The sequence below is a fragment of the Alkalihalobacillus bogoriensis ATCC BAA-922 genome (genome assembly GCF_000621445.1).
Classification (GTDB): domain Bacteria; phylum Bacillota; class Bacilli; order Bacillales; family Bacillaceae_F; genus Bacillus_AO; species Bacillus_AO bogoriense.
This window is the reverse complement of record NZ_JHYI01000013.1, coordinates 40,673-61,237: the sequence shown is the minus strand read 5'-3', so window position 1 is coordinate 61,237 and position 20,565 is coordinate 40,673. Positions and strand designations below refer to the sequence as shown.

Annotated in this window: 18 protein-coding genes; 12 read left to right on the top strand and 6 right to left on the bottom strand. The window is 38.9% G+C overall.

The features are described 5' to 3' along the window. Window positions 1-75: 75 nt before the first annotated feature. From T323_RS0106075 to hemY, 4 genes are all read left to right on the top strand, one after another. A complete protein-coding gene (locus T323_RS0106075) occupies window positions 76-2,214 on the top strand; it encodes a transglycosylase domain-containing protein (protein WP_026672476.1) in 2,139 nt (712 codons plus the stop codon). Between the two features lie 1,179 nt (window positions 2,215-3,393). Continuing rightward, window positions 3,394-4,428: a uroporphyrinogen decarboxylase gene (hemE, locus tag T323_RS0106065; RefSeq protein ID WP_026672474.1), complete on the top strand. Its 1,035-nt coding sequence runs from the start codon at window positions 3,394-3,396 to the stop codon at window positions 4,426-4,428. A 15-nt stretch (window positions 4,429-4,443) separates the two neighbouring features. After that, window positions 4,444-5,379: a ferrochelatase gene (gene hemH, locus T323_RS0106060; RefSeq protein WP_026672473.1), complete on the top strand. Its 936-nt coding sequence runs from the start codon at window positions 4,444-4,446 to the stop codon at window positions 5,377-5,379. After that, complete coding sequence (gene hemY, locus T323_RS0106055) at window positions 5,357-6,787, top strand: protoporphyrinogen oxidase (RefSeq protein ID WP_245613693.1); 1,431 nt, start codon at window positions 5,357-5,359, stop codon at window positions 6,785-6,787. The genes hemH and hemY overlap by 23 nt, the downstream gene beginning before the upstream one ends. Window positions 6,788-7,098: 311 nt before the next feature. On the opposite strand, the gene T323_RS0106050 is transcribed toward hemY, so the two are convergent. The 4 genes from T323_RS0106050 to T323_RS0106035 form a co-directional block, all read right to left on the bottom strand. Beyond that, window positions 7,099-8,118 carry an aliphatic sulfonate ABC transporter substrate-binding protein gene (locus T323_RS0106050; protein WP_026672471.1) on the bottom strand — a complete coding sequence of 340 codons (1,020 nt, stop codon included), beginning with the start codon at window positions 8,116-8,118 and terminating at the stop codon, window positions 7,099-7,101. A gap of 15 nt (window positions 8,119-8,133) precedes the next feature. Further along, window positions 8,134-8,907, bottom strand: coding sequence for an ABC transporter permease (locus tag T323_RS0106045; RefSeq protein WP_026672470.1), 774 nt, complete (start codon window positions 8,905-8,907; stop codon window positions 8,134-8,136). Continuing rightward, window positions 8,840-9,685: an ABC transporter ATP-binding protein gene (locus T323_RS0106040; RefSeq protein ID WP_026672469.1), complete on the bottom strand. Its 846-nt coding sequence runs from the start codon at window positions 9,683-9,685 to the stop codon at window positions 8,840-8,842. The genes T323_RS0106045 and T323_RS0106040 overlap by 68 nt, the downstream gene beginning before the upstream one ends. Before the next feature lie 156 nt (window positions 9,686-9,841). Next, on the bottom strand, window positions 9,842-10,093 hold the full coding sequence (locus T323_RS0106035) for a hypothetical protein (protein ID WP_026672468.1): 252 nt from the start codon (window positions 10,091-10,093) through the stop codon (window positions 9,842-9,844). 243 nt (window positions 10,094-10,336) lie between these two features. Here T323_RS0106035 and T323_RS0106030 point away from each other — a divergent pair, with 243 nt between their 5' ends. The 4 genes from T323_RS0106030 (at window position 10,337) to pheA (ending at window position 13,668) form a co-directional block, all read left to right on the top strand. After that, window positions 10,337-10,879 (top strand): sporulation initiation phosphotransferase B, encoded by a 543-nt coding sequence (locus tag T323_RS0106030; RefSeq protein WP_026672467.1) that lies wholly within the window; start codon window positions 10,337-10,339, stop codon window positions 10,877-10,879. Window positions 10,880-10,894: 15 nt separating this feature from the next. After that, window positions 10,895-12,178: a GTPase ObgE gene (obgE, locus tag T323_RS0106025; RefSeq protein ID WP_026672466.1), complete on the top strand. Its 1,284-nt coding sequence runs from the start codon at window positions 10,895-10,897 to the stop codon at window positions 12,176-12,178. Between the two features lie 146 nt (window positions 12,179-12,324). Next, the gene (gene thrR / locus T323_RS0106020) at window positions 12,325-12,774 is read left to right on the top strand and encodes a transcriptional regulator ThrR (RefSeq protein ID WP_026672465.1); all 450 of its coding nucleotides are present in this window, start codon (window positions 12,325-12,327) and stop codon (window positions 12,772-12,774) included. Between the two features lie 21 nt (window positions 12,775-12,795). Next, window positions 12,796-13,668 carry a prephenate dehydratase gene (gene pheA / locus T323_RS0106015; RefSeq protein ID WP_026672464.1) on the top strand — a complete coding sequence of 291 codons (873 nt, stop codon included), beginning with the start codon at window positions 12,796-12,798 and terminating at the stop codon, window positions 13,666-13,668. A 119-nt stretch (window positions 13,669-13,787) separates the two neighbouring features. Here pheA and T323_RS0106010 read toward each other — a convergent pair whose 3' ends face one another. Together T323_RS0106010 and T323_RS0106005 are read right to left on the bottom strand one after the other, a co-directional pair. Further along, window positions 13,788-14,336, bottom strand: coding sequence for a transcription repressor NadR (locus T323_RS0106010; RefSeq protein WP_026672463.1), 549 nt, complete (start codon window positions 14,334-14,336; stop codon window positions 13,788-13,790). A gap of 13 nt (window positions 14,337-14,349) precedes the next feature. After that, a complete protein-coding gene (locus T323_RS0106005; protein ID WP_026672462.1) occupies window positions 14,350-15,477 on the bottom strand; it encodes an IscS subfamily cysteine desulfurase in 1,128 nt (375 codons plus the stop codon). Window positions 15,478-15,637: 160 nt separating this feature from the next. Here T323_RS0106005 and nadB point away from each other — a divergent pair, with 160 nt between their 5' ends. The 4 genes from nadB (at window position 15,638) to safA (ending at window position 20,467) form a co-directional block, all read left to right on the top strand. Beyond that, window positions 15,638-17,209 (top strand): L-aspartate oxidase, encoded by a 1,572-nt coding sequence (gene nadB, locus T323_RS0106000; RefSeq protein WP_026672461.1) that lies wholly within the window; start codon window positions 15,638-15,640, stop codon window positions 17,207-17,209. A 10-nt stretch (window positions 17,210-17,219) separates the two neighbouring features. Continuing rightward, window positions 17,220-18,056 (top strand): carboxylating nicotinate-nucleotide diphosphorylase, encoded by an 837-nt coding sequence (nadC, locus tag T323_RS0105995; protein WP_026672460.1) that lies wholly within the window; start codon window positions 17,220-17,222, stop codon window positions 18,054-18,056. Continuing rightward, the gene (gene nadA / locus T323_RS0105990; protein ID WP_026672459.1) at window positions 18,056-19,159 is read left to right on the top strand and encodes a quinolinate synthase NadA; all 1,104 of its coding nucleotides are present in this window, start codon (window positions 18,056-18,058) and stop codon (window positions 19,157-19,159) included. The genes nadC and nadA overlap by 1 nt, the downstream gene beginning before the upstream one ends. A gap of 174 nt (window positions 19,160-19,333) precedes the next feature. After that, window positions 19,334-20,467, top strand: a complete 1,134-nt coding sequence (safA, locus tag T323_RS27850; RefSeq protein ID WP_051556401.1) for a SafA/ExsA family spore coat assembly protein — start codon at window positions 19,334-19,336, stop codon at window positions 20,465-20,467. Window positions 20,468-20,565: the final 98 nt, after the last annotated feature.

The following is a 20,565-nucleotide window of genomic DNA, read 5'->3' as shown; positions in this document are numbered from 1 at the left end:
TGACATTTTGTAGGGGAGAGAAAACTATACTATAATAAAACTAAGACTAAAAAAGAAGGAGTGGTTTCCTTGACAATGAAGAAAAAACTGCTAGTAGGGACAACCATTCTTGCTGGAATGTTTTTTAGCTTAACTTTATATTTAACCATTCTTTTTTCTGGCGACTATGTCATTGACGATAAAATGCTTGTCATGAATTCAACGACAAAAATTATGAGTGAAGATGGGGAAGAACTAGCGAAACTTTTTATTGAAAATCGTGAAGTAGCTTCCATTCATGATATTCCAGAACATGTGCAAGATGCGTTTGTTGCGATAGAAGATGCGAGATTTTATGAACATCAAGGCATTGATTTTCGCGCGATTGGTCGTGCGTTGTACCGTGATATTTTAGCAGGTGCTAAAGTAGAAGGCGGAAGTACGATTACACAACAACTGGCGAAAAATACGTTTTTAACGCATGATAAAACATGGCTACGGAAAACAAAGGAAGTTATTATTGCGATGAATTTAGAACGTCGTTATAGCAAAGATGAATTGCTAGAAATGTATTTAAATCGGATTTATTTTGGTCATGGTGCCTACGGTATTCAAGCGGCATCGACATTATATTTTAATAAAGATGTAAGTGAGCTTACAGTCGAGGAAGGGGCGTTACTAGCTGGTTTACCAAAAGCTCCAAATACCCTATCTCCAATTAATGATATTGAAAAAAGTCAGCAACGACGTGATGTTGTATTAAATGTCATGCATAATCGAGGCTATTTAACCGCTGAGGAAGTTGTAAGACTCCAAGGGAAAACTGTTGCGTTAAATGTGAATCGCGTTAGTAAAAATGAAGCTTTCTTAACGTATATTGATATGGTGTTAGACGAGGCGGAACAACGCTATCACTTGTCAAATGAAGAAGTGTTTGCTGGTGGGTATTCGATTATTGTACCAATGGACAAACAGTTACAAGAAGCTTCGTTTGAGCTGATACGGCAAAATCAATACTTTCCAAATGGCAATGAAGATGCGCAAAGTGCGGTTGTGATGATGGATGTCGATAGTGGAGGAGTTCTCGCTGTACAAGGTGGTCGGGATTATGTAGCAAAAGGGTTAAATCGTGTCCATGCGAAACGACAGCCAGGATCAGCATTTAAACCACTTGCTGTATTTGGACCTGCACTCGAAGAACAGCTGAATCCTTATTCGATATTAAAAGATGAATTAATTGAATATGATGGATATACGCCAAGAAATGCCAACCGTGAATATCAAGGTGAGGTAACGATGTATGATGCTGTCACGCATTCATTAAATGCACCAACTGTATGGTTACTTAATGAACTTGGTGTGAAACATAGCCATTCTTATTTAGAACAATTAGGTGTTGGTATAAAAGATGATGGTTTAGCGGTTGCTTTAGGAGGATTAACAGAGGGGGTCAGCCCTCTACAACTAACAAAAGCATACCGAGCTTTTGCAAAAGAAGGGAAAGTCGTTGACCCTTACTTTATCGAGGAAATATATGATGCAAATGGAGAATTAGTGGGACGAGCGGTCCATGAAGAAACATCTGTCTTTTCAAAACAAACAGCATGGTATATGACAAAAATGCTAGAATCAGTCGTCACATCAGGAACAGGACAAAACGGAAGCACAAGTCAAGCCGTTGCCGGAAAGACAGGAACGACAACATATGATGAAGTGGATGGTGGCATACGCGATGCGTGGTTTGTCGGATATACAGAAAATGTCGTAGGTGCGGTTTGGATGGGGTATGATGCGACAACTCCAACAACGTATTTACGAGGAGGAAGTTCTTATCCGACGGCACTGTTTAAAGATGTCATTGATTCTGTAGATGATACAAGAAAAAGTTATACCTTTTCTATGCCAGATGGATTACAAGACTTAGACGACCCAATCCATTTTGTTTCGATAGATGACCTTGAAGGAGCCCTTACATTTAGAGGAAGTGGCTTTGTCGGTGTCCAACTCCAATGGACCCCATCAAGTGATGAGAGACTACAATACAATGTATATGAAGTGACAAAAGAAGAAACAGAGCTTGTCACAACCGTTACTGGCGTTGGAGAAGTAACAATCGGCTCAATCAACCCATTCTCGATCCCAGACTATATCGTCGTCCCATACAACCCTCAAACCGAACGAGAAGGTGACCCCTCAAACCAAATCACCATCTCCTGGAGAAAATTCGGGTTTTAGAGAAAGAACCAAAAGGTCGCCCTATACCTTTTGGTTCTTTCTCGTAAGAGGGGGAAAGCCGTTGCCCGCTCTTAAAGCCATTCAGTGTACTTCTGAATGGCGAGCAACGAGCGTCTCCCGACCCAAAATGTCGCCCTATACCTTTTGGTTCTTTCTCGTAAGAGGGGGAAAGCCGTTGCCCGCTCTTAAAGCCATTCAGTGTACTTCTGAATGGCGAGCAACGAGCGTCTCCCGACCCAAAATGTCGCCCTATACCTTTTGGTTCTTTCTCGTAAGAGGGGGAAAGCCGTTGCCCGCTCTTAAAGCCATTCAGTGTACTTCTGAATGGCGAGCAACGAGCGTCTCCCGACCTAAAATGTCGCCCTATACCTTTTGGTTCTTTCTCGTAAGAGGGGGAAGGAAAAAAATTTGCTATAGCAATGAAGCTTTGAGAGCTTATTCTATAAGGAAATTTTAAAATAGTCGACTTGTTTATAACATTGCTCTAATACATTCTTAGAATGAATGAGGGACTTGGAGTAGTATGAGACAAGCAAGAAAAGCCCCAAGTGAATCCTTCAACACTTGGGCGGGTTTATCCGTTAGCGATTGTTTATGGGAAGTAAGCGGCCATGAAAACCGTTATCTGTGAACATTGCTAGCGTTTTGGAACGTTGGAGGACACAGGAGACGTTAATCATAATATATCGCTAGGAATAGAGTGGCTTTTGCGTGAATAAGCGCTCCTGTGGCCGCTAAAAAACGGAAACCCGTATCATGTTCACAAATAACGGCTGCTCTGACCGCAAAAATGAGAAAAACTAAATGAGGGAGAATAAAAATGTTGGTCTAGCGCTGAAGCTTTGAAAGCTTATTCTAGAAGAGCGAAGGCTACGCACCTGCGCGTTTTACCCCAAGAAGAGCACTTGGGGTTCACTGTCAAAAGCGAGTAGGGCTCCGCACTTCGCTTGATACGAAAAGACGCTGCCGCGTTTTTCTTACTAGAACCAATTTACATTAAAAGATCAAGAAAAAAGCATTCCAGTTCTTAAGATTTTAGCGATTTTATGACAGTTTATTGGCTAAGCTATACATATGTAGTCGAGATATTTATAGTAAGAAAGAGTAGAAAAATGATTTTTTAGTTCGATTCGATTACAATAGTAAACAGATTGCAATGTACGTAGAAGGGGTGTAATAATGAATCAACCATTTAATGATAATTTTTTAAAAGCTTGTCGAAAAGAAGAAACAAGTCATGTACCAGTATGGTATATGAGGCAAGCTGGAAGGTCGCAACCAGAGTATAGAGAAATTAAAGAAAAATACTCGTTGTTTGAAATTACACATCAACCTGAGCTTTGTGCTTATGTGACAAAATTACCTGTTGACCAATATAACAACGATGCAGCAATTTTATACAAAGACATTATGACGCCATTACCGGCAATCGGAGTTGATGTTGAAATAAAAACAGGCATTGGTCCTGTGATTGACGAACCGATTCGCTCCTTAGCGGATGTTGAAAAACTAGGCACGATTAATCCGAAAGAAGATGTTCCTTATGTCTTAGACACAATAAAATTATTGCGAGAACAGTTAACAGTGCCACTTATTAGTTTTAGTGGAGCACCGTTTACTTTAGCAAGCTATATGATTGAAGGAGGCCCTTCAAAAAACTATAACAAAACAAAAGCCTTTATGTATGCAGAGCCTAAAGCATGGCATCTTTTAATGGACAAACTTGGCGATATGACGATTACATATGTAAAAGAACAAATTAAAGCTGGCGCACAAGCCATTCAAATCTTTGACTCATGGGTAGGCACGTTAAATGTGGCAGACTATCGTTTATTTGTAAAACCGATTATGACACGAATTTTTTCTGAACTTCAAAAAGAAGGTGTCCCATTAATTATGTTTGGTGTCGGTGCAAGTCACTTAGTTCAAGAGTGGCATGAATTAGACCTAAATGTTGTTGGACTTGATTGGAGACTTCCGATCCGAGAGGCACGAGCTAAAGGAGTTCATAAAACTGTTCAGGGAAATTTAGACCCTGCGATTTTATTAGCGCCATGGGAAGTTATCGAAGAAAGAACAAAAGAAATATTAGATGCTGGTATGGAAACACCTGGATTTATATTTAATTTAGGTCATGGTGTATTCCCTGAAGTTAATCCAGATACGTTAAAGAAATTGACAGCATTTGTTCATGAATATACAGCAAAATCTTAGGTAGAGGTGATAGCAATGAAGAAAACAGTCGGATTATTAGTTATGGCTTATGGGACACCGAGAAGTTTAGAAGAAATTGAACCGTATTACACTCATATACGGCATGGCAGAAAGCCATCTCCAGAAGCACTTCAAGATTTAACAGAGCGCTATGAAGCGATTGGTGGAATAAGTCCACTTGCTAAAATTACGGAAGAACAAGCTAACAAGCTCGCAGAAGAACTAAACAAACGCCATAGTGACTTGGATTTTAAAGTATATTTAGGCTTAAAGCATATTGAGCCGTTTATTGAAGATGCAGTACATCAAATGAAAGAAGATGGAATCGAAGAAGCAATTAGTATCGTTCTTGCCCCTCACTATTCTACGTTTAGTGTAAAGTCATATAACGGGAGAGCAGTTGAAGAATCAGAGAAAATTAGCGGACCGAAAATTTATACGATTGATAGCTGGTATAATGAATCAGAGTTTATAGATTATTGGACAACACAAATTAATAAAACGATGGAACAAGTTGCTGACGTAGAAAAAACATGTGTTGTATTCTCCGCACATAGTTTGCCAGAGCGCATTATTTCAATGGGAGACCCGTACCCAGACCAATTACAAGAAACAGCAGATTTAATTGCTGAGAAAGCGAATATTAAACATTACACAATTGGGTGGCAAAGTGCAGGAAATACACCAGACCCTTGGATTGGACCAGATGTTCAAGATTTAACTAGAGATTTATACAATGAAAAAGGCTATACAGCTTTTGTTTATTGCCCAGTCGGTTTTGTCGCAGACCATTTAGAAGTATTATATGACAATGATTATGAGTGTAAAGTCGTAACTGATGAACTAGGAATCAGTTATTTCAGACCTGAGATGCCCAATGCCAAACCCGAGTTTATTAACTGCTTAGCCACTGTTGTGGATCAGCAAGTTGAGAAAGTCCGAGGAAATTAAAGTGAATGGGGAAAAGCGAAGGGTTGCCATTATCGGTGGAGGGATTACAGGATTAACAGTCGCGTTTTATTTACAAAAAGAAATGGAAGCCAAAGGCTTACCGATTGAATATAAGTTATATGAATCGTCTGATCGATTAGGTGGAAAAATTCAAACCGATTATACAGATGGATTTGTGATTGAAAAAGGACCTGATTCTTTTTTAGAACGGAAACAAAGTGCAGCTCGACTTGCGAAAGCAGTCGGGCTTGAAAAAGAATTACTTAACAATGATACGGGGCAGGCTTATATTCTTAAAGAGAAAAAGCTATTCCCTATTCCTGGTGGCTCTGTCATGGGCATTCCAACTGAAATTACACCGTTTGCAACCACGAATCTTTTTAGTCCGGTAGGAAAGGTAAGAGCAGCGGCAGATTTAATTTTACCGAGAAGAGGGAATGCTGGTGAGGACCAATCATTAGGCACGTTTTTCCGTCATCGGTTAGGAGATGAGGTTGTCGATTATCTCATTGAACCACTGCTTTCAGGGATTTACGCAGGAGACATTGATAAGTTAAGCTTAATGGCGACATTTCCACAGTTTCATCAAGTCGAACAAAAGCATCGCAGTTTAATTTTAGGGATGAAAAAGGGCAAAACAAAACAACGAAATACAGGGAAAAAAGCGGGCATGTTTTTGTCACTTAAAGGTGGGCTTCAATCATTAGTCGATGCGATTGAATATCACTTAAAAAAAGATGCGATTGAAAAAAATGCATCAGTGCAACACATTAAGAAAAAAGATAATGACACGTATGAACTACAATTATCAGACGGTCGCATGGAAACATTTGATTATGTTGTGCTCACGACACCACATCAAGTCACTCATTCACTACTGTCACAATACAATGTCATGAATAGTTTCGCTGATATGCCATCCACATCCGTTGCCACTGTCGCGATGGCTTTCCGAGAATCAGCGATAAAGGAAGATTTGGATGGAACAGGCTTTGTTGTTTCAAAAAAAGGAGACTACGACATTACAGCCTGTACTTGGACCCACAAAAAGTGGAAACATACAGCACCAGAAGGATACGCTTTACTCCGCTGTTATGTGGGGCGATTTGGAGACGAAGCAATCGTATTTGAACAAGACGATGAGATTTTAAAGAAAGTCCTTGAAGATTTATCCTCAATTATTAAAGTCGAAGGTGACCCATTGTTTTATCAAATTACAAGATGGGAAAATGCAATGCCACAATATATTGTGGGTCATAAAGAGAGAGTGGAAAAAGCCAAAAAGGCAGTACAACAAACATTACCAGGTGTTATGATCACAGGGGCTTCATATGAAGGACTAGGAATACCTGATTGTATTGATCAAGGAGAAGCCGTAGTCCGTGATCTTGTTGCTCGTTTCACATAAGAAAAACTGACTCCAAACTGTTGGAACGATGAACAGTGGGGTCAGTTTTTTTGTTATGTATTTCCGTTTCGGACATTTTTTCCGCTATTTCATGAAAACTATGCCTTTTCTATTTGTTATCGGACATCTGTTCCGCTATTACACGAAATGTAGCTAGGAAACTAGCCCATTTTCCTAAAGTAACGGAACAGATGTCCGAATGCAACCTCGAAACACGCCATTTAGTTGAAATAGCGGAACAGATGTCCGTAACAAACGATGACATATAAAAAAGCTGTCGATGCTTTATCGACAGCTTCAATACGAGTATTTTATTCGCTTACTAACGCATCTAATCTAGACGTATCAACAAAGCCATCTAAATTCGGATCATCTTCAATGAATTGTAAGTCATATGAAGCATCTGCCCATGCTTGAAGAGCGTCAGCATGTGTTTCTGTTGTCACAGCCATACGTTGCCATGCATTTGTTAGCACAGACTCTGGTAGACGTTGTTGTGTTAAGTTGTATAATGCATCATTAATCGTTTGTAACGTATCTTCTTCATTGTTTTGTGCGTACTCAACAGATTTGATATGTCCTTTTAAGACAGCATCTACAATGTCAGGGTTATTTTCAACAAATTCCTTTGTCGATACTAACACAACACTTGCTAATCTTTCGCCTAAATACACATCGTTCCACTCTGTTACGACTTTGGCACCTAATTCTTCTACTAGATAAGTTCCCCATGGTTCTGGAGCCGCAGCAGCGTCAATTTGCCCTTGTTCAAACATGGCAACCATATTGGCAGGGGCTACACGTGATTGGTGCTCTACCGTACCGCCAACACGGTTAGATTCGAGACCTAATTCTTTTAACATTGCTTCTAATTGAACATTATGAGTACATCCATTTCCAGGAGTACAAAAAGATTTGCCATCAAAGTCTGCTAATTCTTCAATCCCAGAACCATCACGCGCAACGATAAGAGTGGCACCATTGGCAGCTGCACTTAAGATAACAACATCGCCACCACGTAAATAATAGTTAATCGCAGGGCCAGGACCAACATAACCAATATCTAATGTTCCTGCATCTAATGCTTCGATAAAGTCATTTCCATTTGGAAAATCAATATATGTTGCTTCGACTTCGCCTAATTCATCATCAAAAAAGCCTTTTTCTTTCCCTACAATAGCCGCAGCATGGTCAAGGTTTGGAAAATATCCAATATTGATGGCGTCTTTCCCAGCTTCTGAACCACCAGTTGAGCCACCAGTTGAACCAGTGCCACAAGCGGTTAATAATCCGACAAGTGCAATCGCTAAAATAAGTAATCCTTTTTTCATGTTTGTTTCCTCCAATTATGATGATTTTGATAATCCCCAACGGGTAAGAATTCGTTTTTCAATTTTATTAAACAGTAAATATTCTACAGTTAAGCCAATAATGGCAATAATAACCATAATGGCGATAACTAAATCCATATTAAACATATCTTTCGCATTAAGAAGCGTTCGCCCTAAGCCACCTGTACCTAACAGCTCCCCAGCCATTAACGCTCGCCAGCCAAAAGCCCAAGCAAGTCTTGCTCCAGTAAGTGCTGAAGGAATAGAGGCAGGAATCATGACTTTCCAAACGAGCTCTGATCGTTTGTATCCCATCGTTCTCGCCGCTTTAATTAATATCGGCTGAACATTTTTTATGCCCATTCGCATATTTAATGTCATGGCCCATGTTCCGCCAAGCAACACGATAAAAATAATCGCCATATCACTTCCAGCAAAAAACATTAAAGCAATTGGCAACCATACAATACTCGGAACAGATTGCAAGGCGATGACGAGTGAGCCAAGAGTTTCATCAGCCAGTTTCGAGCGGGCGAGCAAAATCCCTAGTGCAGATCCAATTAAAATGGCGACAGTAAAGCCAATCGCAATTCGTTGAATACTTGTTGTTAGAGCGTGTAATAGAATACCAGTTTCAAAGAATCCACGGTATAATTGAACAATTGTACCAGTTGGAGAAGGGAACATCATGACAGAGAAAAACTGGTACGATAAGTTTAGTCTATATGTGATCTCCCAAATCGCGATTAGAGCTATAAAGAAGAGCAGCCTTCTTAGTATTGTAGTCATCGCCCATTTCCTCCCTCATTACTTTCTCAATCTCTCCGGCTAACTGTTCCATGATTTTTTCTTCTAAAGCAAGAAACTCCGGGCTCGATTGTTTTCTTGGTCGAGGCAAGTCAACTGGGAAAACATTAATAATGCCTCCAGGTCTTGTTCCCATTAATACAATTCTGTCTGATAGAAGAATAGATTCACGAATATTATGTGTAACGAAAAGAATTGTTTTTCCTGTTGTTTCCCAAATGTATTGAACCTCTTTATGAAGCATCGTTCGTGTTTGTTCATCAAGGGCACCAAATGGTTCATCCATTAATAAAATTTCTGGGTCCATGGCGAGTGCTCGAGCAATCGAAACACGCTGTTTCATTCCTCCTGATAGTTCGTGAGGATAAGAGTTTATAAATTTACTAAGGTGTACAAGTTTTAAGTACTCAATGGCTACTTCTTTCGCTTCTTTTTTATTCATTTTCTTTTTTAAGGAAAACATGACGTTTTCTAACACACTTAACCAAGGCATTAAGGCTGCTTCTTGGAATACGACACCACGATCTGAACCGGGTTCTTTCACTTCGTTCTCTCCTACTAAAACAACACCTTCAGATGCATCTTCTAGTCCAGCGACGATATTGAGCAAAGTCGATTTTCCACAACCTGATGGTCCTAATAGTGAGACAAACTCACCTGGTTTTACATCGAGGGAAATGTTTTCGAAAACGGTATATTCGGTTTTTTCTTCTTTATTAAAAAATGTTTTACTTACATTTTTAATATGCACTCCAGCCATCGATTTCCCCCCTAGCTTTCCAATATATAGTATAAATCTTATCTTTTTAGTCGGTTTTGTCATTTGTTAGTATATGATCGCATCAAAAGTCTGTCAATAAAAAACTCTAGAAAAGAAGTTCCCAAACGCCCAAGTTTTAGCGTTTGGGATGGAATATTATATTTCTTGATTTAGAGTTTGTTCTATTTCTTGTTGGAGTTGTGACACTTGTTGTCGTGCAGATTGAATTTGCTGTTGTTCCATTGTTGATGCGGTTACGTAAGCATTCAATAGCTCGATATCGGCTTGAATGAGCTTTTGTTTGGCTTCCGTTAATCGTTGTGGATTTTGTTGTGCTTCTAATATGGCTTGGTGTGACACTTGAACCGCCTGTTGGGCGTGTTGAAGCGATTGATTTTTCATTGCCATAGACATACCCCTCCTTATCATTACAAATGATTTCGTTAGTGTTTCCTATCATTTCTTTATTCATGTATCATCCTGTTCAAAATTCGAATAAACGAGGATAGTTGTATAAGATGACATTATAGTAAAATTTCAAGCTATGTTTGAATTTTTTTTAATAAGCCATAATTAAAATACACCTTTTGTTTTGATTGTGTTAAGATAAGACATGTAAATTTTGCTAAATAATCATGTAGGAGTGCTAGTATGACGAAGAAATGGGATGTTGTAGATTTATTGCGCCATTCTCGTCACGATTGGTTGAATGTTATTCAATTAATTAAGGGGAATATCGCATTACATCGACTTGAGCGTGTTGATGAAATTATCGATGAAATTATTCAAAAGGCGCAGAACGAGAGCAAATTAAGCGATCTTAAAATTCCTGCGTTAGCTAGCGAATTATTAACGATAAATTGGGAAAACCATTTATATGAAATAGAGCTTGAAGTAATCGGAGATGTCCAAGATTTATCTGCATATGAACAGTCACTGCAAGTTTGGTGTAAAAAAATTTTTTCCTTATTAGACGACGTATGTAGCAATAGTTGCGAGAATCAATTATTACTGACGTTTTATTTAGTAGAAGATGACTTGAGTGTTTCTTTTGATTTTCAAGGGGAGATTCAAAATCAAGCCGTCATAAAAGATTGGATAAGAGCAAACGAAAAGACCGGAACGAACATGACCATAAAGGAATTTGTAATGAATTCGGAAGAAGTATTACTTACGTTAGCTCTTGTGAAGTAAAATAGAGGTGAAGGAATGTTTATTGATAAGGTAAAGGTATTTGTTAAAGGTGGCGATGGAGGCAACGGAATGGTTGCTTATCGCAGAGAGAAATATGTTCCTAAAGGTGGACCAGCTGGTGGAGACGGTGGTAAAGGAGCCGATGTTGTCTTTGAAGTTGACGAAGGTTTACGAACTTTAATGGATTTTCGGTACCAACGTCATTTTAAAGCTTCCCGAGGTGAACATGGACGTCCGAAAAATCAGCATGGTAAAAATGCAGAGCCGATGATTGTTCGCGTTCCTCCAGGGACAACGGTCATTGATGAAGAAACAAAAGAAACGATTGCAGATTTAACTGTCCATGGCCAGCAAGCTGTTATTGCGAAAGGTGGCCGTGGGGGGCGTGGGAATTCCCGCTTTGCTACAGCGACAAACCCAGCACCAGAAATTGCTGAAAATGGAGAGCCTGGTATAGAAAGAGAAGTTGTGCTTGAGTTAAAAGTGTTAGCCGATGTTGGGTTAGTCGGATTTCCCAGTGTTGGAAAATCAACATTGCTTTCAGTTGTAACTTCAGCAAAGCCGAAAATTGCGGATTATCATTTTACGACGATTACACCGAATCTAGGTGTTGTTGAAACAGATGATGGACGTAGCTTTGTAATGGCAGACCTCCCAGGTTTAATTGAAGGGGCCCATCAAGGAGTAGGGCTAGGCCATCAATTTCTACGACATATTGAAAGAACACGAGTCATCGTTCATGTCATTGATATGTCGGCTTTAGAAGGAAGAGACCCATACGATGATTTTGTTAAAATTAATGATGAATTAAAGCAGTATAATTTAAGATTATTAGAGCGTCCGCAAATTATTGTCGCAAATAAAATGGACATGCCAGAGGCAGAAGAACACTTAAAGCAATTTAAAGAAAAGCTAACAGAAGACTTACCGATTTTTCCAATCTCAGCAGTAACAAGACAAGGACTTCGTCAATTGCTTTTAGCCGTAGCGGATAAAATTGAAGTGACTCCTGAATTTCCTTTATATGAAAAAGAGGAATTGCAAACAAGAGTGGTTTACCGCCATGAAAAACAAGAGGAGCCTTTTATCATAACGAGAGATGATGACGGTGCATTTGTCATTTCAGGAGAACAAATTGAAAAATTATTTAAGATGACCGATATTACGCGGGACGAATCGATAAAAAGGTTTTCAAGACAGTTACGTGGGATGGGTGTTGACGATAAACTTCGCGAGCGTGGAGCAAAAGACGGAGATATTGTGCGATTATTAGATTTTGAGTTCGAATTTATTGAATAAATGATGAATAAACTGCCTATTGAAGGTAGTTTATTCTTTTTTTCTACAAAATGGACTTTTAGCAAGAATAAAAAATATTGTCAAAAAGTTCTAACAAATTTATAATGATATAATAGCTTTTTTAGAAACAATGCGGTGGTGAGCGTATGTCAGAGGAATTGGATAAGTATTATCTAGTTAGAGAAGATATGTTATCAGAAGCAATGGTGAAAACGTTAGAGGCAAAGGCGATGCTTCAGTCTGGAAAGGCGAAAAAAATTAGTGAAGCTGTTCATGCTGTAGGTATCAGTCGAAGTGCTTTTTACAAATATAAAGACGGCATTTTTCCTTTTCATAGTATTGTAAAAGAACAAATTATTACGCTTTCCATCCATTTAGAGGATAGAGCAGGGGCGTTATCACAGTTATTATCGGTTGTAGCCCAAAGTAACGCGAATGTGTTAACGATTAATCAAACGATTCCACTAAAAGGAAGTGCCAATATTACGTTGTCTATCGACATTTCCCCATTAACTGAAGCAGTGAGCCTGTTTGTACAAAAAATAAATGAGCTTGACGCGGTTGAAAAAGTGGAGATTATTGGTTCAGGAGTTTAAAGAGAAAGGGATGGAGTGAGGATGAGAACGATTGGGTATTTAGGACCAAAAGGAACATTTACAGAAATGGCTGTGAACGCACTGTTTCCGAAAGAAAAGACTGTCCCCTATACAACAATTCCAAATTGTATGGACGCGGTTTCAAACGAGTCCGTTGATATTGCGGTAGTTCCTCTAGAAAATGCGATTGAAGGGTCAGTAAATGTTACACTAGATTATATTATTCATAAGCATACATTGCCGATTGTTGGAGAAATCATTGTCCCTATTGAGCAACAGTTACTTGTAAACAATCAAAATAAAGAAGAGTGGAGTACTGTAGAAGTCATTTACTCCCACCCTCATGCCATTGCTCAATGTCATGATTTTTTACGAAATGTTCTGCCAAATGCGAGAATTCAGTACATGAATTCTACTGGCGCTGCAGCACAATATGTGAATGAACATCCTGAAGAAAAAGCAGCAGCAATTGCAAACGAGTTAGCGGCTACTGTATACGACCTTTCAATTGTGGAACGAAATATTCATGACTACGGTAATAATCGAACAAGGTTTGTTTTATTAGCTAAAGAAGCGGAAAAATTTTCATCTCCATTATATGTAGGAGATAAAACAACCATGATGTTTACACTTCCTTCAGATTTCTCTGGGGCCCTTCATCAAGTTTTATCTGCTTTTGCTTGGAGAAAATTAAACCTATCTAAAATAGAATCTCGTCCAATGAAAACAGGCTTAGGGAATTATTATTTCGTCATTGATGTGGAACATGCTTTAGATGATGTACTAATTCCAGGTGTAACTGCGGAGCTAGAAGCACTTGGCTGTGGTGTTCGAATCTTAGGGAGTTATCCATGTTATTCTTTAAACAAAGAAAAAGACCCAGTTCCTAAATAAAAGAAATTAGAAATAACGAAAAAACACCTTTAAGAAATGACTCTTAAAGGTGTTTTTTCGTTATTTCTGCTATTTTCTGTTAGCTCAATGGAGGATGCCCCACTCTCTAAACATTTTGGTTATTCAGTAATGGATAGTAAAAAACCAGCTTGCTTTAATGCGTCTGTTGCATCGTCTAATTGCTCATTTGTTTCAGCTTCGATAGTATGCAAGTGAACACCATCGGTGAGTTCAGATAAGAGAGAAGCGTTTGTGGATTTCATCTTTGTTAAAAAAAGATGAACATCTCTTCGGTTGGAAAGCATTAAAGAAGCGGTTAAATCTCCGTAGATTGGATGCTCTACCATCACATCTTTCACTGTGACACCATGGTCAACAAGAATCATTAATTCTTGTTCTGTTTCTTCAGGAAGATGCTGGCAAGCGATTCTTCTTTTGAGCATTTGTTCTTCTCCTTGTTGCTTTATATACATATACCCTTGAGCAGTCGCTAAAATTGAGTGATTTCTCGCTTTGAGTATCGAAATGTCCTGTACGATCACTTGCCTGCTTACATTTGTTCTTTCGGCTAATTCGTTCCCCGTTATAGGGGTTATACTTTGCAAAAGCCAATGTAAAATCAATTCTCGGCGTTCTTCGCCTAACACTTTTTTCCTTTTCTCTACCATTCATTCCGCTCCTTTATGAATAAAACTGTTGAATAATATCATGTAAAGCAGCAACGGTCTTTACTATTTCTGCTTCTGTTGTTGACTGCCCCATTGTTAGTCGAATAAATTCATAAGCTTCCTCTTGTGATTTCCCTGTCGCAACCATTGAATTTGCTGGTGCTGTTTCTCCTACTTTACAAGCGCTTCCAGTCGAAATCGCAATGCCTCTTCGGTTACATTCTAACATTACATATTGACCTTCTATTCCTTTTATACGAAGAGCTAAATGGTGTGGAAGACGCAGCGTAGGGTGACCTTCAAGAATTATGTTTTTGCTGTTCATTTCAGCAAGAAATTTTTGCTGAAGCTCTTTTAAGCGTCTCGCTTCCTCACCCATTATCCTTTTTCGATCACGTGTGGCTACCGCAAAAGCAGCAATTCCGGGAACATTTAATGTACCTTGACGAAAGCCAGATTCATGTGTTCCGTTTGGAACGACGGGTTTCCAATGAAGGGAAGGATCAATATAAACTGATCCTACTCCTTTTGGCCCATAGATTTTATGAGCAGACATCGTTATACATGTTAATTTAGCTTGTTTCACGTCAATGTTTATTTTACCAAAGGATTGAACACAATCGCTATGAAATAAAATGTTTTTTTCAAAAAGAAAGTTTCCGATTTCCACGATATTTTGAATTGTTCCAAGCTCTGCATTTGCATGTCCAATTGACACAAGTATGGTCTTTTCATTGACGAGCTTTTTTAAGTCTGACAAGTGAACCTGTCCATATTCGTTAACAGGAACATAAGAAATAGAGAAACCTTGCTTTTCTAATAGTTGAAACGTATTTAAAACTGAGGGATGTTCAATTTGAGTTGTAATAAGATGGTTTTTGCCTTCTTTAGCATGTGATATGAGTGATAACAAAGATAAATAATTACTTTCAGAGCCGCCACTCGTAAAATAAATTCCTCTTGGTTCACCATTAATAAGACTGGCAATTTCACTCCGACTAGAAGTTACAAGTTGATTTGATGTCTCACCATAATCATGCAAGCTGTTTGCATTTCCGAAATAGTCTTTTGCTACTTTGGTATAGACTTGTAACGCGTGTTCGGACATCGGTGTTGTTGCAGAATAATCTAAATAAATCATTACGCGCCTCTTTTCTCATAGCCATTTTTTCTACTAGTATGGGACCATGATTATTGTTCATAATCAATCATGGCAGAAAAAAACTCTTGTCACTAGTTTAAATTTATGTAAATATAGGTGTCAAGACAGGTGTAATATAAAGGAGGTCATGAAGATGACCGTGATAAAAGCAGATGTCGTTATTATCGGAAGTGGACTTGCTAGTTTAATGGCTGCCGACATTCTTTCTGTGACAAAGAATGTGATAATAATCACAAAGTCAAGTGTGACAGACAGTAATTCAGTGTTGGCCCAAGGTGGGATTGCTGCAGCGATATCAGGTGATGATGACTGGAGAGACCATTTTTTTGATACGATTCGCGCCGGTTGCTATCACAATGATGAAACAATGACAGAGTTTCTTGTGAGACAAGGTCCGTCTGTGATTGACTCCTTGATTAACAAAGGAATTGATTTTGACCGTTGTAAAGATGGGTCTTATGCACTTGGAAAAGAAGGGGCTCATAGCAGAAGAAGAATCCTTCATTCAGGTGGTGACGCAACGGGAAAAGAGTTAGTAATGAAATTACTAGCACGGGTAAAAGAAAAAACAACAATTATAGAACATGAATTTGCGATAGACATACTAATTCAAAATCGAACTTGTATCGGTGTGTACACAAAAAATAGCGAAGAGAGAAAAACAACGTATATAGCTCCCTCTGTCATTCTTGCAACAGGTGGTATTGGACAATTATATGAGGTTACATCAAATAGCGAACAAGCAACAGGAGATGGCATCGCGATGGCCTATCGAGCAGGTGCAACAATAGCAGATATGGAATTTGTTCAATTCCATCCAACAATGTTAGTGAAGTCATCAAAAGGGATTGGGTTAGTTTCTGAAGCTGTCAGGGGTGAGGGAGCTAGAATCGTAACAGAAAAAGGAGATTTTCTTATGGCTGGCAAACATCCATTAGAAGACCTTGCTCCTAGAGACGTTGTTGCAAGAGCGATAAATGAACATTTATGTAAGAACGAATTATTGTATTTAGATATTTCGAATATTGAGCATTTCACAACTCGATTCCCTTCCATTGCGACTATGTGTGAAAAAGCAAGCATTGATTTGAAGCATCATCGGATTCCGATTGCTCCTGGTGCTCATTTTATGATGGGTGGAGTTGTCACGAATGAAAAAGGAGAAACAAGTATACCTGGCCTTTATGCTGTTGGAGAAGTGGCAAGGACAGGTGTTCATGGTGCCAATCGGTTAGCAAGTAATTCTTTATTGGAATGTGTAGTTTTTGCTGCTGAAATAGCGAAAGAAATTTTGCGAAAACAACAGATCTCTTCTTTTTTCGTTCCTGCGACAGAAAAAGCAACACGGGAAATTGGTCATTTGCCATCGGAGTTGGAAATTAAAGAAGTGATGACAAAAGGTGTAGGTATTGTTCGGACACGGCAAAGTTTGAAAGAAGCACTTTCGTGGTTTACGACGTACCGCTTTGCGATGTTACATCTGAAAAACTTTACTACAACGTTAGAACAGCAAAAAATTTGCAATATGCTTACGGTTGGGTACCTCATTGCGCTTGCTGCTTGGGAAAGAACAGAAAGCAGGGGAGGACATTATCGAACCGATTACCCAAATTCTCATGAACGTAAATGGAAACATAAAACAATTTATTTTAGCGGGGGTTCTGAAAAGCCGTTAGTTACAACAAATTGTCAAGAAAAGCTTTCAGTATAGGAGTGATTGGATGAACCGATTGTTAGTGAAGGAACAGCTGCAACAATTTTTTATTGAAGATATAGGACATGGGGACTTAACATCCGTGCTTTTTGAGAAAAAAGTCGGAACAGGTGATTTTATTGTGAAGCAATCAGGTATTGTCGCTGGTTTATTTATTATTTCAGAAGGATACGAACTCATTGATTCAAGTATTCAAGTGACAACTTATGTAGAGGATGGCCAATGGGTAGATAAAGGTACGGTTGTGGCATCTGTTTCTGGTCCTATTTCATCGTTATTAAGTGGCGAGCGTGTCATCTTAAACTTAGTCCAACGAATGAGTGGCATTGCCACATTAACAAATGAAGCAGTTCGAACATTGTCGAGTGACCATACACGCATATGTGATACAAGAAAAACAACACCAGGATTACGAATGTTTGAAAAATATGCTGTATTATGTGGTGGTGGATATAATCATCGAATCGGTTTATATGATGGAGTGATGATAAAAGACAACCATATCACGGCTTGTGGAAGTATAAAAAAAGCAGTAGAAAGAGTAAAACAACAGCTTGGCCATATGGTGAAAATTGAAGTTGAAACGGAAACAGAAACACAGGTAGTAGAAGCCATTGAAGCGAAAGCTGATGTCATTATGTTTGATAATCGTCAACCAAATGAAGTGGAGCATTTCATAAAACTTGTTCCGCCTCATATTGTGACCGAGGCTTCGGGAGGAATCACGCTCGAAAATTTAAGGGATTACTCTCATTGTGGGGTCGATTATATTTCACTTGGTTTTCTTACGCATTCAGTCAAAGCATTAGATATAAGCTTTAATTTAAAAGGGGGAATGAAATAATGAGTATTTTACAAATACTTGAAACACCATCAATGTTACCAGAGCGTTATAAAAATATGTCAGTGGAAGAAATGGAAAAGAGAATAAAGGAAATTAAAGCGAGCTTTGGAAATCGATTATATATTCCCGGACATCATTACCAAAAAGACGAAGTGATTCAGTTTGCCGATGCAACAGGAGATTCATTGCAATTAGCTCAAGAATCAGCGAAAAATGATGATGCTGATTATATTGTCTTTTGTGGAGTACATTTCATGGCGGAAACGGCTGATATTTTAACAAGTGATCATCAAAAGGTTATCTTACCTGATATGCGTGCAGGCTGTTCTATGGCTGACATGGCCGATATTGATCAAACAAACCGGGCGTGGGAGCAACTACAACAGCTTTTTTCAGATACGATTTTACCTTTGACATATGTAAATAGTACAGCAGCTATAAAAGCCTTTTGTGGAAAATACGGTGGGGCAACAGTTACTTCGTCAAACGCAAAAAAAATGGTTGAGTGGGCATTTACACAAAAAGAAAGAATCTTATTTTTACCGGACCAGCACTTAGGGAGAAATACCGCTTTCGATATAGGGATTGAATTAGCGCATATGGCTGTATGGGACCCATTAGCTTCTGTGTTAGAATATGAAGGGAATATAGAAGATGTTAAAGTGATTTTATGGAAAGGGCACTGTTCTGTCCATGAGAAATTTACGGTTGAAAATATAGCAGCATTACGAAAAAGTGATCCAGATATGAATATTATCGTTCATCCAGAATGTTCACATGAGGTTGTCCAAAAAGCAGACTTTGCTGGATCAACACATTATATTATTGAAACGTTAAAAAAAGCAGAATCAAACTCGAAATGGGCAGTAGGAACAGAAATGAACTTAGTAAAGCGGTTAGCACAACAGCATGATGATAAAACCGTCGTGTCCTTAAATCCAAATATGTGTCCATGTTTAACGATGAATCGAATTGACTTACCTCATTTACTATGGTCTTTGGAATCAATCGAGAATGGAACTGTGATGAATGAGATTAAAGTGGATAAACAAATTGCAAAAGATGCGAGCCTGGCACTTCAGAGAATGTTGGATCGTGCGTAAACGAGTTAGGAGTGATGTTTGTGAAATATACAGCATCACTCCTTTTTTGGTATAAACTCCTTTTTTTGAGCATAGATTGTGCTGAGTACATCAAAATAAGCACTTTATAATATTGTGTTCCATTTTGCCTACACATGCATAGTATGTAAAGAATTGCTTCAAGGAGGGACTAAGGTGAAGATTCATATCGTTCAGAAAGGTGAAACACTATGGAAGTTAGCTGAAAAGTATAATGTCGATTTTGAACAGCTTAAACAAGTCAACAGTCATTTATCGAACCCAGACATGATTATGCCTGGAATGAAGATTAAAGTACCAACAGGGAGCGTTCCGGTAAAAAAAGAAGCACCTAAAAAAGAAGCTCCCATCTCTCCGGTAAAGAAAGAACAGCCGATTGTAAAAGAACAGCCAAAACCAAAAGAGCAACCGAAACCACCAGCAGCTCCAAAATTTGAAATGCCAAAAATGCCACCAGTACAACCAATTCAAAAAAAGGAAGTCACACAGCAGCAAGAAATGAACATGAACTTTCATATTTATAAACCACAAAAGAAGGAAATGAAAAAACCGCCTGTACCACCAAAAAAGCCTGTGGTAAAGGAGAAAGTTGAGCATAAGCCAGAAGTGCCAAAAGCTCCAAAGAAACCAATCACCAAGGAGGCACCTGTCATGGAGAAACCAAAAATGCCATCAAAGCCACCTGTCACAGAACCAGTTGCCCAACCAGCACCACCAATGGTTCCTTATCCACAAGCGCAACCATGCCCACCAATGTATGTATCACCAGTAATGCCAGGTTGTGGTAGTCCAATACAACAACCTTATTTTCCGCAAGTAAGTCCTTATCAAAGTCAACCTGACTGCGGTTGTGGACCTCAACCAACAGCACCAATGTATGGTTCTCAACCACAACAACCACATACTTACACACCACAATATACACAACAGCCATATATGCAACAACAGCAACCGATGTATGGATATGGGCAACAACAATTTAACCAGCCTTATGGAATGCCACAAGCACAACCTGGGTTTGGGCAACAGGCTATGACGCAACAACCTCAACAAGAGTTTGGTCAAAGCATGGCTCAACAAGGGCAACCAAATTTTGGGCAAACTATGCATCAACAAGCACAATTTGGGCAAATGCCAATGCCACCGCAAACTGGCGCGTTTCCGCAAACAACAACACCAGCAGGGTTTCCACCTGTTCCACCAACAGGATACGGAGCACCAGTTCCACCAGCAAGTGGCCCTATGAGACCGAACCAATTTGAAGAGTTTGATGATGACCTTGATGATTAAGTAAATAGGTAAGAAGTAAAAAGGCGTAGGGCTCATACCTTGCGTCTTTTTTGTTTATAAAGTTAGATCTCCAGTTTTTAAACAACGTTTCCTACATC